Source organism: Streptomyces sp. NBC_00154, from assembly GCF_026342835.1.
Taxonomy (GTDB): Bacteria; Actinomycetota; Actinomycetes; order Streptomycetales; family Streptomycetaceae; genus Streptomyces.
On record NZ_JAPEMI010000001.1, the window covers coordinates 7916757 to 7930414 of the forward strand.

At 68.0% G+C, this 13658-nt stretch carries 17 protein-coding genes; 10 read left to right on the top strand and 7 right to left on the bottom strand.

The features are described from left to right. Positions 1–8 precede the first annotated feature (8 nt). Positions 9–650 (top strand): HNH endonuclease family protein, encoded by a 642-nt coding sequence (locus tag OHA03_RS35920; protein ID WP_267007790.1) that lies wholly within the window; start codon positions 9–11, stop codon positions 648–650. Between the two features lie 241 nt (positions 651–891). Here the strand turns inward: OHA03_RS35920 and OHA03_RS35925 are convergent, their stop codons facing one another. Continuing rightward, entirely contained in the window at positions 892–1119 is a 228-nt protein-coding gene (locus OHA03_RS35925; RefSeq protein WP_267007791.1) for a DUF5906 domain-containing protein, read from the bottom strand. 536 nt (positions 1120–1655) lie between these two features. On the opposite strand from OHA03_RS35925, the gene OHA03_RS35930 reads away from it, so the two are divergent. The 4 genes from OHA03_RS35930 (at position 1656) to OHA03_RS35945 (ending at position 4377) form a co-directional block, all read left to right on the top strand. Further along, a complete protein-coding gene (locus tag OHA03_RS35930; protein WP_267007792.1) occupies positions 1656–2177 on the top strand; it encodes a hypothetical protein in 522 nt (173 codons plus the stop codon). A 38-nt stretch (positions 2178–2215) separates the two neighbouring features. Next, entirely contained in the window at positions 2216–3109 is an 894-nt protein-coding gene (locus tag OHA03_RS35935) for a hypothetical protein (protein WP_267007793.1), read from the top strand. Between the two features lie 81 nt (positions 3110–3190). Next, a complete protein-coding gene (locus tag OHA03_RS35940) occupies positions 3191–3727 on the top strand; it encodes a DUF4240 domain-containing protein (RefSeq protein ID WP_267007794.1) in 537 nt (178 codons plus the stop codon). Between the two features lie 98 nt (positions 3728–3825). Next, positions 3826–4377 carry a hypothetical protein gene (locus OHA03_RS35945; protein WP_267007795.1) on the top strand — a complete coding sequence of 184 codons (552 nt, stop codon included), beginning with the start codon at positions 3826–3828 and terminating at the stop codon, positions 4375–4377. Here OHA03_RS35945 and OHA03_RS35950 read toward each other — a convergent pair. From OHA03_RS35950 to OHA03_RS35970, 5 genes are all read right to left on the bottom strand, one after another. After that, positions 4325–5119, bottom strand: a complete 795-nt coding sequence (locus OHA03_RS35950; protein ID WP_267007796.1) for an IS5 family transposase — start codon at positions 5117–5119, stop codon at positions 4325–4327. The genes OHA03_RS35945 and OHA03_RS35950 overlap by 53 nt on opposite strands. Positions 5120–5523: 404 nt before the next feature. Beyond that, positions 5524–5664, bottom strand: a complete 141-nt coding sequence (locus OHA03_RS35955; protein WP_267007797.1) for a hypothetical protein — start codon at positions 5662–5664, stop codon at positions 5524–5526. 24 nt (positions 5665–5688) lie between these two features. Then, positions 5689–5817 (bottom strand): hypothetical protein, encoded by a 129-nt coding sequence (locus OHA03_RS35960; RefSeq protein ID WP_267007798.1) that lies wholly within the window; start codon positions 5815–5817, stop codon positions 5689–5691. Between the two features lie 548 nt (positions 5818–6365). Beyond that, the gene (locus OHA03_RS35965) at positions 6366–7268 is read right to left on the bottom strand and encodes a peptidoglycan-binding protein (protein WP_267007799.1); all 903 of its coding nucleotides are present in this window, start codon (positions 7266–7268) and stop codon (positions 6366–6368) included. A gap of 187 nt (positions 7269–7455) precedes the next feature. Next, positions 7456–8553, bottom strand: coding sequence for an integrase core domain-containing protein (locus OHA03_RS35970; RefSeq protein WP_267007800.1), 1098 nt, complete (start codon positions 8551–8553; stop codon positions 7456–7458). 131 nt (positions 8554–8684) lie between these two features. Between OHA03_RS35970 and OHA03_RS35975 the strand changes: the two genes are divergently transcribed. Then, entirely contained in the window at positions 8685–8915 is a 231-nt protein-coding gene (locus tag OHA03_RS35975) for a tyrosine-type recombinase/integrase (protein WP_267007801.1), read from the top strand. Between the two features lie 133 nt (positions 8916–9048). Here the strand turns inward: OHA03_RS35975 and OHA03_RS35980 are convergent, their stop codons facing one another. Further along, positions 9049–9945, bottom strand: a complete 897-nt coding sequence (locus OHA03_RS35980; RefSeq protein WP_267007802.1) for a LysR family transcriptional regulator — start codon at positions 9943–9945, stop codon at positions 9049–9051. 71 nt (positions 9946–10016) lie between these two features. On the opposite strand from OHA03_RS35980, the gene OHA03_RS35985 reads away from it, so the two are divergent. From OHA03_RS35985 to OHA03_RS36000, 4 genes are all read left to right on the top strand, one after another. Then, positions 10017–10619, top strand: coding sequence for a short chain dehydrogenase (locus OHA03_RS35985; protein WP_267007803.1), 603 nt, complete (start codon positions 10017–10019; stop codon positions 10617–10619). Between the two features lie 228 nt (positions 10620–10847). Continuing rightward, positions 10848–11570, top strand: a complete 723-nt coding sequence (locus tag OHA03_RS35990; protein ID WP_267007804.1) for an aspartate/glutamate racemase family protein — start codon at positions 10848–10850, stop codon at positions 11568–11570. Next, a complete protein-coding gene (locus OHA03_RS35995; protein ID WP_267007805.1) occupies positions 11570–12577 on the top strand; it encodes a DMT family transporter in 1008 nt (335 codons plus the stop codon). Before OHA03_RS35990 ends, OHA03_RS35995 begins: the two co-directional genes overlap by 1 nt. A 115-nt stretch (positions 12578–12692) precedes the next feature. After that, positions 12693–13655, top strand: coding sequence for an iron-containing redox enzyme family protein (locus OHA03_RS36000; RefSeq protein WP_267007806.1), 963 nt, complete (start codon positions 12693–12695; stop codon positions 13653–13655). Positions 13656–13658: the final 3 nt, after the last annotated feature.

Sequence of the window (13658 nt, forward strand, 5' to 3'; positions counted from 1 at the left end):
GCTCACGCATGCCCAGAATCACCCGCCGCAGCATCACCGCCACCCTCGCCGCCACCCTCGCCGCAGCCCTCACCCTGCTCGGCACCACACCCGCCCAGGCCGCCCTGCCCACCCCTGTCAGCGCCGCCACCGCCCGCTCCTACCTGGCGTCGATGCCCGCCACCGCCGAGTCGCACGGCTCGACGTACGACCGTGCGTTGTTCCCGCACTGGATCACCATCTCCGGCACCTGCGACACCCGGGAGACCGTCCTCAAGCGCGACGGCTCCGGCGTCGTCACCGACTCGTCCTGCGCCGCGACGTCGGGCAGCTGGTACTCGCCGTACGACGGCGCGACCTGGTACGCCGCGTCCGACCTCGACATCGACCACATGGTCCCGCTCTCCGAGGCGTGGGCGTCCGGCGCGTGGGCGTGGAGCACTTCCCAGCGTCAGGCCTTCGCCAACGACCTGACTCGCCCTCAGCTCATCGCGGTCACGGACAACGTCAATCAGTCCAAGGGTGACCAGGACCCGGGCACCTGGTGGCCGTCCGTCACCAGCTACAAGTGCACCTACGCGCGCGCCTGGGTGCAGGTGAAGTACTACTACGGCCTGACCGTCGACAGCACGGAGAAGAGCGCGCTGTCGTCGGTGCTGAACGGCTGCTGACCGGCCGACTCGCGGTTCACGGGTTCTACTGACAGCAAGTCTCACAAGGTCGCATACTGGCGGCCGGTCCGTCCGTTCCCGGCTCACGCGGTGCACACACGGCCCCGTCGCGCTCTTCCCCTGAAGCGCGGCGGGGCCGCCGCACGCCCGCACTCGCCCCGCTTCTGATGGGTTGTGAGCATTGGGAAAATCGAAGGCGTTCGACCTCGACAACCGATACGTTCACGTCTGTCATCAGGTGTCACTTCCTGTTCGAAGATCCACCGTTGACCGTACAGACCCGACACCACCGGCAGATGTTGGTGAGCATGACCAGGGAGTGCGATGGGTCGAACGTGATGGGGTTCTTGTGCATCAGGTTCGCCTCGATCGGGTCACCACCCGTGAGCCGCTTCATCGTCGATTCAGTGAACCGCTTGCCCTGCTCCGTCTCGGAGCAGAACACCATGCGGGCGCCGCGCAGCCGCATCTGTGCGACATCTCGTGAGTTCCCGTGACTTCTGCTGGGCTCCAGAGTCCCTGGCCTGGGGCTTCTCCCTCGTTGGCGTACTCGGCCGGATTGTGACGTAACTTCAGAATTCCTGAAGCATTCTCGTTTCGTCCGACCATTCCGAGGCCTGATCGAAGTCGAGGCGGTTCGGGCTGACGGCGCTGGCGGCGGCGGTGGTGAAGGACCTCAGCAGATTCTGGAGAACTCACGGGATCCGCGCCGTAGCAGTTCCCGTCGGCTGATCAAACGTCGAAGGCTGGAGTCACCTCGTATGGCTCCGGCCTTTCGCGTGTGCGTGGCTGTCCTCGCCCCGGGTGCCCAACTCGAAGCGATCTTCTTCGGCGAAAAGGTGATCTTTTTTAGCAAAACAGATGTGTCTCCTGTACAACCCTTCCTTCCCATGCGGTGTCAAACACGGCGCCGGACATAGGAACGGCGCCGCCGGCGAAGAGGCACCGATCAACCTCGCTGCCCGACGACCCACGCGGGTCCGGCTGACTCCCGAGGGCTGAGCAATGACGCCGGAAGAGTACGAGCGTTGGCATGTCCGGAACTGCGCACGCTGCGGCCGTCGGGCGGCGAAGTCGGCGGAACGGTCGGACGGCACAATTTTCCGGACCTGCTACGACCGCGCGATGTGCGTCCGCGGCTCCTGCCCCAACTGCCGAACCGACCGGCTACTACCCGGTCTGGACACCGTCGGCAATTCGATCTGCCGCGACTGCGCCGGCATCACCCGCGACTTCTTCTGCGACCGTTGCAGCTTCGAAGGACTCCTACTCGGCGGGCGTCTCTGCGAACGCTGCACCCTCGCCCGCCTCCTCGACGACGGCACCGGACACGTCGCGCTTCCGCTGCAACCACTGATCACCACCCTGCTGAAGATGGACCGGCCCAAGAGCCGACTCATCTGGCTCCGCAACCCCAACGTCGTCCGCCTCCTCCGGGGCCTGGCCACCGGCACCATCCCGCTCACCCACGACGAGCTGCACCAGGAAACACCCTGGCGAACCGTCGCTCACCTGCGCGACTGCTGATGGACAGCTGCGTCCTGCCGCCCGTCGACCGACAGCTCATGCTCTATCAGCGTTGGCTGACCGAACGACTCGCCGGCATCGAGAACCCCGAACACCGTCGGCGTCTTCAGCACTTCGTCACCTGGCATCAGTTGCGACACCTGCGGAGCAAAGCGGAGAAGGGGCCTCTGGGACGCTCCCAGACCAGCCAGGCGAAACAGGAGATCACCCAGGCTGGCGCCTTCCTCGCCTGGCTCGCCGACCGAGGCCGCACCATCGAACACTGCCAGCAGGCCGACCTCGATGCCTGGCACACCGCGAAGCTGGCCACCCGGCGCCCGGCCCAGACGTTCCTGCGCTGGTGCATGAAGACGAGCCGGATGCCCCGCCTCACCCTGCCACCCCAGGTCATCAACCAGGACCAAGCGCCGCTGCACCAGCACCGCCGACTCGCCATCCTCCGGCGGACCCTCAACGACGACTCCCTGTCCCTGCGAGCCCGGGTCGCCGCCGCACTCGTTCTCCTCTACGCGCAACCCGTCACCCGCATCGTCCGCCTCACTGTCAATGACGTCATCGACGACGGGGCCACCGTCACCATCCGGCTGGGAGACCCGCCGTCCCCACTTCCGGAGCCCGTCGCTGACCTCATGCGGGCATACGTCCACTCCTGCCAGCACCTGCCCTACGCCAGCAGCAGAAGCTCACAGTGGCTTTTCCCGGGCCGCCAGCCCGGACAGCCGATGAATCCGGTCAGCCTCCAAGTCCACCTGCGGAAGATCGGCGTCCCACCGCAACGCGGCAGGAGCTCCGCGATCCACCAACTCGTCCTCCAGGCCCCGGCCCCCGTCATCGCGAAGGCGCTCGGCTACCACGACAAGACAGCCACCCGCCTGGTCACCGAAGGCGGAGGAACCTGGAGCCGATACGCCCCCGGCGACCACATACGCTGACGGGGGGCGCCATGGTTGCTCTGGCGGGCCAACCTCCCGGGACCGGCATGATGTCAGTACCAGGTGGCATGCTCTGCCGCCATGAACAAAGAGCAGTTCTGGCAGCTCATCGAGGCAGTCCGCAACCAGGCGTCCAACCCGGACGACGGAGAAGTTGTCGCCCGCCGGGTAGCCTCGCAACTGGCCACGCACCCGGCCGAGGAGATCGTCGCCGCTCAGCAGGTGTTGTGGGACCTGATGGCCGACTCTTACACGAATCCTCTGTGGGCCGCTGCCTACGTGATCAACGGCGGATGCTCCGACGACGGCTTCGACTACTTCCGCGGCTGGCTGATCGCGCAGGGACGCGAGGTCTTCGAGCGCATAGTTGCTGACCCCGATGCCCTCGCAGAAGTGCCCATCGTGCGAGCTGCAGCGGCCGACGGAATTGATCTCGATTGTGAGGAGGCGCTGAGCATCGTCTGGAACGCACACGTCATGGCGACCGGCAAGCAACTCCCGGACGACGCATTCACCATCCGATACCCGGAGCTGGACCCCACCTGGGACTTCGACTTCGACGACCAAGGCGAAATGACTCGCCACCTGCCACGCTTGGCAGCTCTCTACCTGGAGTAAGAAGCCGTATCTCAACCGAACGTGATCGTTTGATTCTTGCTGGTCGGGCATGGCTTCGCTCGGGGTGAGGGAGGGATGCGGCGTCTTGTGTCCGCTTCATGGCCGAGGGGTGCGCGGTGGCGTCGGTGCTGGGAATGCTGGAGGAGCGGGAGGCGGCTGCCCGTGTGCGGGTGGAGGGTCTGCGGGAGGAAGTCACGCGGTTGGCAGAGGTGTTGGAGGCCGCGGAGATCGAGCTGGACCGGCGGGTGATCGCGCGGGAGGAGCTGGTCGAGGCCCTGGCAGTCTCTGAGGCCGAGTCCACGGCCGTGACCGGGACCTGGGCGGAGAAGGAAGTGGCGCCGTCGCTCGCGTCGGTGCCGGGCTCGACGGTGCCGCCCTGGCGGGAAGGGCTGCCGGTGACGGTTCTGGCGCCGGACTATCAGCGGATTCTGGGCGTGCTGGAACAGCAGCGATCAGCGGGTCACGGGCCGCTTCGAGCCAAGGAGCTCGCGGTGGAGCTGGGCCTGGAGACGACGCCGGCGAAGGTCGAGGGGGTGCGGTCGAAGGCCAGGCGGCTGGCGGAGCGCGGGTGGCTCCTCTTGGAGGCGTCGGGGGCATTCAGTGCCGGTCGGCGGCCCGTGACCGGGCCAGGCGCCGGCTCATCCGTGTGACCATCGACCACTGGATCATCGCCTCGCTGGTAGCGGTGAGGGTCTCGTAATCGCGGGCCAGACGGCGGGAGTTCATCAGCCACGCGAACGTGCGCTCCACCACCCACCGCCTCGGCAGCACCACGAACCCCTCCGTGTCGTCGATGCGTTTGACGACCTCCAAAGCCAGGGCGAGTTTGTGTCGGCACCAGTCGACGATGGAGCCGGTGTAGCTGCCGTCGGCCCAGACGAGGGTGATGTCGCGATGCAGGCGACGCAGACGCCCCAGTAGGCCCACCGCCGCTTCTCGGTCGCCGATGTTCGCGGCCGTGACCGCGACGACCAGCAGCAGGCCGAGCGTGTCGGTCACGATGTGCCGTTTGCGGCCCGGCACCTTCTTCCCGCCGTCGTATCCGCGTGAGACGGACGGCACCGTCGCCGCGGCCCGCACCGACTGCGCGTCGATGATCCCCGCGCTCGGTTTTGCCTCGCGCCCCTCGCGTTCACGGACCCGCTCGCGCAGCCGGTCGTGGAACTCCGCGATCAGCCCGTGCTCGCGCCAGCGGCGGAAGAAGGCATAGACCCGGCCCCAGGCGGGGAAGTCCGCGGGCATCGCCCGCCACGAGATCCCGCCCGCGACCAGATAACGGATCGCGTCCAGCATCTGCCGGTGACAGTAGCCCTCGGGCTGCCCGCCCCTGCCCGCAAGCCAGGACGGCACCGGCAGCAGCGGGCGGATGGCCGCCCACTCCGCGTCCGTCATGTCCGACGGATACCGGCGTGCCCGGTCCGGATGATCGGCGGCGTTCCCGTACACATGCGCGAGGCAATCACACGATGGGGCGGCCGAGTTGAAATCAACGGGTGCGGACGCGTACAACAACGACACCAGGGCCTCCCGGCATTGCTCGGTTTGATTCGCATCTCTGAGCTACCGAGAGGCCCTGTCTTCATGCGCGTACCACCGGAAGATCACCCGACCAGGACCCCTGTTCGACCCGCACGTTCCAAGATCGGTTGAGATACGGCTTCTAAGCGGCGAATCGCGATCACGAGACACCCAGCGGAGGCGAGACTTCCCGGCGATGACTGTCTGTCACGCCCTGAGGACAAGAATCGGTCTCCGCTGACGAATACGCGACACCTCAACATGCGAGCCCACCAGTCCTAATGGAAGTACTGGATGCCGGGGAAGAGCTGGGCGGTCTTGGAATCGGCCGGGAAGCCGACCAGGCCGATGAAACGGTGCGGCCTGCCGAGAGCCCAGAAAGTGTCACCGGGGGCATAGTCGGCGGGACGAACGTGCACCGTGTCGGCGGGCCGGTACTGGCGTTACAGGCGCACCCCATGGGCGTTGCAGACCAGGGCCAGGGACTCGAACACCGCGAAGTGGCTCTCGTCGTCCATGCCCGGGGCACTGTCTGTCTCGGCGCTGTCTCCGGTGAAGTGGACGGTGCCCACCGGGGAGCCACCTGGTGACAATCCCCCCGCAAGAACTACGCCGGGACCAGCCCGGTCACCCGCAGCGCCAGGCGTTCTCCGCCCTGCGCGCCTCACCGGGCGCCCGCCGCTACTACGAGAAGCAGCGAGCCCGGGAGACCGGCTACAACGCCGCCCTCCGCCCAGTCGGCAACCGGCTCGTCGGCATCCTCCACGGATGCCTCAAGACCTGCTGCCGCCCTCCGCCCAGTCGGCAACCGGCTCGTCGGCATCCTCCACGGATGCCTCAAGACCTGCACCCTCTACGACGAAGCGACCGCCTGGTCACACCATGCACGCCTCCATGCCGCTTGACCTCAAACGTCGTGGGGTGTCTGACCCGCCACCGGACCACCCCGTAGGGAGCGACAGCCGCATGATGCAGACCGCACCCCCGCCCCAGCTCCGGGTGCTCAACGACACGCGCTCTGAAGTAGCAGCCACACACCACAACGTCATCGGCCCACCACGGGATCGTGGTGGGCCCATTGACGGCCGCGGGTGGTGGGCAGGCCGTGCCCGGTACCGGGTCAGGCGGTGCAGCCGCTGGTCGGCAGGCTGCCCAGGCTGGGCGGCGTACGGCCGTCGTAGATCGCCAGCAGATAGCTCTGCGGGCAGCGCGCCACGCCGTCGCTCGTCCTGATCTCCACGTGCAGGTGCGGCGCGCCGGAGTTACCAGTGTCTCCGGTGGTGCCCACCCGTGTGCCGGCCGCCACTTGGGCGCCATCGGCCACCGAGCGCGCACTGAGGTGGCAGTAGACGAAGCGCGAACCATCCGGCTGGAGCAGCCGGATGCCGATTCCGCAGGATGCGCTGTCGTAGTGGTCGACGACGCTGCCCTTGATCGCGTAGGCCGGGAGGTAGCTCACGATCAGATCGACGGCCGGCGTGGAGTTCCAGTGCGAGGCCGCGTAGTCCGCCCTGCCGACAGCAGTCCGGGCCAGCGGCAGAGAATAGCCGGACGGCGTGCCGCCACCGCCGTTGCCGCCGACGAGACTCTGCCAGGTCTGCGAGCCGACCCGACCGTCGACGGCGAGACCGTGGGAGCTCTGGTACGAGCGCACGGCGCTGTCGGTGACGGGTCCGAACTGCCCGTCCACGGGTAGGCCCGCGCCGTACAGATTGAGCTGGAGCTGCGCCGCCCGCACCGCGTCGCCGCTCGCCCCCTGGCTCACGGAGACGATCAGGTGCGGCCATGTCTCCGAGCCGATCGTCCCGTCGGCGGTCAGGCCGCGGGCGGACTGGAAACTGACCACGGCCGAGCGGGTGGCCGGTCCGAACTGCCCGTCCGCCGCGATGCCGTACCCGTGGTGCCGCAACAGATACTGCGCAGTCTGGGTGTCCGCGCCGCTCACGCCCTGGCTGAGCGACGGCCACGCGGGCAGTGCGCCGGCCGGGGTTGCCGGCAGCAGGGCGAGGAGGAACGCAGCCACCCCTGTCACTACGGCGACTAGGATCGAACGAGATCTCCCTGAGGGCATCATGCCAAGGCCTTCCGTCGGGCGGCGGGGGACTGTGCCGCAGCAGGCTACGGCCGTTCCTCAAGCACGGTCCAGACCTCGCACACGTCCAGGGAGCGGGCCGCTACCCTGCGCTTGCCGAATACCTCATCCATGCTGATCAGGCCGCATGTTGGTACTCGTGGAGGGTGCCGCCAAGCCGCGCTCGGCGTCGTATGTCCAGACGGGCGATCCGGTCCGGGTCCTCGATCGGAGCGGGCAGCGGGTGGAGGGGGCGGGCGTTTGCCAGGCCCTGGTGCGGCCTGTGCTCGTTGTAGAACGTCTCGAACTCGCGCAGGGCGTGCAGGAGATGACGCTGATCCCAGATCAACGTGCGGTCCAGCAGTTCTCGCCTGCAGGTCTGCACCCACCGCTCCATGATCGAGTTCATTCTCGGCATCCGGACGCCGCTGAGCACGACCTCGATGCCCGCGTCCTGGAGCACCTCGTCGAACAACCGCGGGAACTTCCCGTCCCGGTCCCGGATCAGATAGCGCGCCCGGCAGCCGGCGCCCCCGAGGTCCATGACAAGATTCCTCGCCGCCTGGACCACCCAGGACGCGGTGGGATGCGCGGTCGCGCCCAGGATCCGGATCCGGCGGTTCGCGTGCTCGATCGCGGCGAACACGTACAAGCGGGCCCCAGACAGGGTGACGGCCTCGAAGAAGTCGCAGGCCAGCAGCGCGTCGGCCTGGGAGCGCAGGAAGTCCGCCCACGTGCTGCACGCGCGTGCGGGTGCCGGGTCGATCCCGGCCTCCTTCAAGATCTCCCAGACCGTGGATGCCGCCACCTTCACCCCGAGCACGAGCAACTCACCATGCACGCGCCGATAGCCCCAGCCTGGATTTTCCCTGGCCAGGCGCAGCACCAGCGCTCGGATCGAGCGCACGGTGCGCGGCCGGCCTCCGCGCTTCGGCCGGGACCGGGCGGCGTGCCGACGAGCGATGAGATTACGGTGCCAGCGCAGCAGCGTGTCCGGCCGCACCAGCAGTCGCATCCGGCGCAGCACCTGTCGCGGCAAGCCCTGGAGCAACGCGGCCAGGAACGCCCGGTCGCTCGCGTGGAACCGGACCCGCTGCCCGTTAAGCTGCCGCTCCAGGACCGCGATCTGATGGCGCAGGGCCAGGATCTGCACATCCTTCTCGCGGCCGCTCATCGGCAGCAGCCGCAGCACCGCGAACGCGTTCGTCACACCCAGGTACGCCAGTCTCAGCAGCACGACCGATCATCATGCCGCGCCCACCACCGACCGCGCGAGAGCGCCGACTCGGGCAACCACTGGCCGACACCCAAACCCGCTCCCACCTGCATGGATGAGGTATTCGGCAAGGGCAGGGTCGTGACGAACGGGTGCCAGTCGGGACCACACTGCATGATCTTCGCCACTACTACGCGAGTTTGCTGATCAAGCACCGCGAGTCCGTGAAGACCGTCCAGAAGCGCCTGGGGCACTCAAAGCCGAGCATCACGCTCGACACGTACACCCACCTCTGGATGGAAGACGAGGACACGACCCGGGCCGCAGTCGAAGCAGCGCTCGGCGATGTGCCCCCGATGTGCCCTGGTAGGCAGGCCGGATGACTCTTCGCGCAGGTCAGGGCCGTGCCCGGACAGATCAAGGGTATCCGTACGAGCGAACGCCCGACCTGCTCATTCACGCCATGAGCGGGTTGACCAGCGCAAACCAGTCGCGGTGAATCCCGTGAAGCTGTGATCAGCGCTCGCCCGCCGGGCCGCCCGTCAGCACCGCCAGGGCCGCTGCCAGGGCCGGCTGACGTTCCGACCCGGCGCGCACCAGTGCCTCGATGACCCGGCCGCGGCCCGGCAGCGGCAGCACGGCCGTTCCCGGGGGCGGGCTGTCGCACAGCAGGTTCGGCAGGACCGTCACGGCGTGTCCGGTCGCCACGATCGACAGGGCCGAGCGCAGATCGACGCAGCTGTGCTCGATCCGGGGCGTGAAGCCGGCGTTCCGGCAGGCGTGCACCAGGATCTCGCGGCAGGTGCTGGGCTCCGGGGCCGAGATCCATGCCAGGTCGCGCAGCACACCGAGCCCGTCCTCGCGCACCGACGCGACGAGCTTGTCCGGTACGGCCACCACCAGCGGGTCGTCGAAGAGCGGTACCGCGATCGTGCCGCTCGGCGGTGGGGTGCCGAGCAGGTGGTAGCGGTACGACACCGCGAGATCGAGTCCCTGCTGTCTCAGCAGGGGCACCGCGTCCTCCGGCTCGGACTGGACGATCATCGGCCGCAACCGCGGATGGCGCGCGACGAGCTCCGCCACGAGCGGCGCGGCGACCGCGCTGATGGCGCTCGGCGCGCAGCCGATTTTCAGCTCACCGCTGAGGTCGTCGTCCAGGGCCCGCACGGCACCCTCGGCCCGCTCGAGCGCCGCGAGGACGTGCTCGCACTCCGCCGCGAGCGCCGCCCCGGCGGCGGTCAGCCGCAGCGTGCGGCCCTCACGGTGCACCAGAGGGGCACCGGCCTCGGACTCCAGGGTGCGCAGTTGCTGCGAAACGGCGGACGAGGTGACGCCGTGCAGATCGGCGACCGAGCCGACCCTTCCGTGTTGGGCCAGGTCACGGAGCATGACCATGCGCTTCACATCAAGCATTAGTTCAGCTTAACAAGTTCGGTAGTAAAGGTAGCTGGACTTGGCTATTCTTCTGCGGTCATCCTCGGCGCATGAAGGTCGTACTCATCGGAGCAAGTGGCACTCTCGGCCAGGCGGTGCATGTCGCACTGCGTCACCGCGGACACGAGGTGATCACCGCCTCCCGCAGCAACGCGGACATCAGCGTCGACATCACCGATCCGGCGTCCATCGCCGCCCTGTACAAGAAGGTCGGACGGGTCGACGCGGTCGCCTCGGCCGCCGGCACCGTCCCGTGGAAACCCCTCGGCGAGCTCGGACTCGACGACGTCCGGGCCGGCGTGGAGGGCAAGGTCCTGAGCCAGATCGAGCTGGTCCGCCAGGGCCTGGAGTTCGTGGCCGACAGCGGCTCCTACACCCTGATCACCGGCATCCTGGCACGCGAGCCCATCCTCACCGGTGCGGTCGCCTCGCTCGCCAACGGCGCGGTGGAGGCGTTCGTGCGGGCGGCGGCGATCGAACTGCCCGCCCGGCAGCGGATCAACGCCATCAGCCCGACCGTCTTCGAGGAGGCCCTGGACGTCTTCGGCGACTACTTCCCGGGCTTCGACCCGGTCCCGGTGAGCCGGGCGGCAGCGGCCTACGTGCGCTCCGTCGAGGGGCACCAGACCGGCCAGATCTACCGCGTGGAATGAGCCGTACGCCGTCGACCCGCCGTCCGTGCCGGGCGCCGCGGCCCGGCCGGGATTCTGCGGACATCCGAATCTGCGGAGAGCCGAACCATGGCAGGCACTTCATTCGGCGCGCGGCGGGCGGCACAGTCGGTGCGACACCCGAATCGTGAGTCGGCGCCATATTGACAACAGGGGGACGGAACATGAACAAGGACGTGGGCTGGAACGGGAAACCCCGGCGGAGCAACCATGTCTGAGCACACGGTCCTGAAGATAGGTCTGGTGGGTGGTCTGAGTTTTCCGTCGACCATTACCTACTACGACCGCATCAACCGTGCCGTCAACAGGCGACTGGGAAAGGCGCATTCGCCGCGGATCGTTCTGGAAAGCCTTGATTTCCAGCCCATGGTGGAATGGATAGCGGCACGCGACGGCCATGCGGTCGCCGGTGAGATCGCGGCGGCCGCCCGGCGCCTGGAGCAATCGGGGGCCGACTTCTTCGCCATCTGCTGCAACACCGTGCACGAGTACGCGGACCTGGTCGAGGAAAGCGTCGCGCTGCCCCTGATCAACATCTGCCGTGTCACCGCGGAGGAGACCGCGCGCCGCCGTGTCTCCACGGTCGGCCTGCTCGGCTCGGCCTTCTCCATGGAACAGGCCTTCTACCGGGACGAGTTCGCCGCCCAGGGCATCAAGGTGGTGACGCCCGAGCCGGACGACCGCGCCTTCATGCAGGACTCCATCGAGCGCGAACTGTGCACCGGCGACATCTCGCAGGCCACCCGTGACCGCTTCCTGCGCATCGCGCACGACCTGCTCGCCTCGGGGGCCGAGGCACTTGTCCTGGCCTGTACGGAGGTGCCGCTGGTGATCCGCGCCGAGGACATCCCCGCGCCCGTGATCGACACCGTGGACGTCCACACGGCGGCCATCGTCCGGCGCGCGCTCGGCCCTCTGGGAGGAGGAGTGTGATGCGCGTGGTTCACGTCAAGATGACGGTGGCGACGGTCCTGCTCGGCTCCTACCTGGTGGCGAGCAAGCTGATCCTTCGGGAGGTGCCGGTCTTCACGGCCACGTTCTTCCGCCTGGTCAGCGCGGCCGCCGTGCTCGCGGTCGTCGTGTGGATCAAGTCGCCCCCCACCGTGCGGCCCGGACGCCGGGACAGCGCGGTGATCTTCGCGCAGGCGCTGCTCGGGGTCTTCCTGTTCAGCGTCTTCGCCATGTACGGCGTGAAGTTCACCGGCGCCATCGAGGCCGGCGTCATCCTCGGCATGGTCCCCATCTCCATCAGCCTGGTGGCCGTGCTCTTCCTGCGGGAGAGACTCTCCCGGCGCCGCGGCTGCGGGATCGCGCTGGCGGTCGTGGGCGCGGCCGGCATCAACGCGCTCAGCGCCGGCGGCTCGGGCGGTGGGTCGAACGAGGCACTGGGCGCCCTGTTGCTGGTCTGCGCCGTCCTGTGCGAGGCCGTGTTCGTCACCTTCGGCAAGCTGCTCTCCCGCCCCCTGCCGCCGACGTGGCTGTCGCTGATCCTGTCGGTGGTGGGCGCCCTGATGTTCCTCGGTCCCGCGCTGGCCGAGACCGACGTCGCGGCTCTGGCCGACGTCTCCTGGCAGACCTGGGCGCTGATGGTCTACACGGGAGTGGCCATCAACGGTGTGGCCGTCGTGCTCATGTACGACAGCCTGGACAGGGTGGACGCCACCGTGGTGGCGGCATTCACCGCCTTCACCCCCGTCAGCGGCGCTGTCCTTTCCGTGCTGTTGCTCGACGAGAAGCTGCACGTCTACCACCTGGTCGGAATGGCTCTGGCGGCGATCGGCATTTATTTCGTCGCCAACGAGAAGGGGCCGCGGGCCCCCGAGGAGGAGCCGGGGCCGGATGGTTCCGATTCCCGCACATCAGCTTCGGATCCTGCGGCATTTCCCCCGGTGGAAAGCCCTGCGGCGACCGGACGCGGGTCGTCCGGCGGGCCTGGCTGACGACCCTTCCGTTCTCCGCAATGCGGTGACCCGAACCATCGGAACCCCTTCTGGGACCGCCTGGATGACGGCAGAGTTCAGTTGTCCAGCGAGGTACCGAGAAAGGACCGTGGAAATGGTCACCGCATTTTCCGTTGAAACGACTTCGCAGAACTCCGCCGACGTTCTGGAGCAGGAACTGGCTCTCGCCTTCCCGGCCTCCGGCCCGCACGATCGCGACCTCCGTCTGAAACTGCTCAGGCGGCTGCACGCCCACTACGTCGCCTACATGGCGGGCCCGGAGGACTTCGCGTCCATCCCCCGGCTCAACCACGACCGCTCGATCGCGGCCATCGAGGACTCCTGGTTCGCCTGGGAGGACCGCCAGGTCGACCAGGGTGACCTCCCGGCGACCGGCAAGGAGTTCCGCGACTGGTTCCTCGTCACCGCGGACCGGCACACCCAGCCGGAGTTCTGCGAGTACCTCGCGAAAGAGGCCTCGCTCAACGAGATCGCGCTCTTCTTCATGGGCGAAGAGCTCGTCGACAGCAAGTTCGACGACCTGATGGCGCTCGTGCAGATCGGCACCCAGGGCCACACCAAGCTCACCATCGCCGAGAACTACTGGGACGAGATGGGCGAGGGCAACATCGAACACGTGCACACGCGCATGTTCGAGCACTCCGCCCGCTACATGCGCGCCCGCCTCGACGAGGCCGGCGTGGACTACTCGAACCTGCACTTCCCCGAGGCGTACGAGAACGCCGCCCTGCTGCTCGCCTACGGCATCCACCGCCACCTCAACCCCCGCGCCCTCGGTGCCATGGGTGTTCTGGAGCAGAGCGCGTCGCCGCGCTTCCAGGCGATGGTCGACGGCTGCCGCCGCCTCGAAGTCCCCGAGGACGTCATCGACTACCAGCGCATCCATGTGCACGTCGACGCCGACCACGGCGCCGAATGGTTCGAGGGCGTCTTCGTGCCGCTCGTGGACCGCTCTCCGGAGTTGCTGCGGGAGATCTCCCTCGGCGTGCTCACCCGCGTCCGGGTGGCCAACGGCTACTACACCCGGATCTGGGACGCCATGCAGGCACTTCGCTGACAG

Excerpts from the sequence above, each read along its gene's own strand:
- OHA03_RS35920 (WP_267007790.1), top strand. The coding sequence starts at position 9 with ATGCCCAGAATCACCCGCCGCAGCATCACCGCCACCCTCGCCGCCACC.
- OHA03_RS35925 (WP_267007791.1), bottom strand. The coding sequence starts at position 1,119 with ATGCGGCTGCGCGGCGCCCGCATGGTGTTCTGCTCCGAGACGGAGCAG.
- OHA03_RS35930 (WP_267007792.1), top strand. The coding sequence starts at position 1,656 with ATGACGCCGGAAGAGTACGAGCGTTGGCATGTCCGGAACTGCGCACGC.
- OHA03_RS35935 (WP_267007793.1), top strand. The coding sequence starts at position 2,216 with ATGCTCTATCAGCGTTGGCTGACCGAACGACTCGCCGGCATCGAGAAC.
- OHA03_RS35940 (WP_267007794.1), top strand. The coding sequence starts at position 3,191 with ATGAACAAAGAGCAGTTCTGGCAGCTCATCGAGGCAGTCCGCAACCAG.
- OHA03_RS35945 (WP_267007795.1), top strand. The coding sequence starts at position 3,826 with ATGGCCGAGGGGTGCGCGGTGGCGTCGGTGCTGGGAATGCTGGAGGAG.
- OHA03_RS35950 (WP_267007796.1), bottom strand. The coding sequence starts at position 5,119 with ATGACGGACGCGGAGTGGGCGGCCATCCGCCCGCTGCTGCCGGTGCCG.
- OHA03_RS35980 (WP_267007802.1), bottom strand. The coding sequence starts at position 9,945 with ATGCTTGATGTGAAGCGCATGGTCATGCTCCGTGACCTGGCCCAACAC.
- OHA03_RS35985 (WP_267007803.1), top strand. The coding sequence starts at position 10,017 with ATGAAGGTCGTACTCATCGGAGCAAGTGGCACTCTCGGCCAGGCGGTG.
- OHA03_RS35990 (WP_267007804.1), top strand. The coding sequence starts at position 10,848 with ATGTCTGAGCACACGGTCCTGAAGATAGGTCTGGTGGGTGGTCTGAGT.
- OHA03_RS35995 (WP_267007805.1), top strand. The coding sequence starts at position 11,570 with ATGCGCGTGGTTCACGTCAAGATGACGGTGGCGACGGTCCTGCTCGGC.
- OHA03_RS36000 (WP_267007806.1), top strand. The coding sequence starts at position 12,693 with ATGGTCACCGCATTTTCCGTTGAAACGACTTCGCAGAACTCCGCCGAC.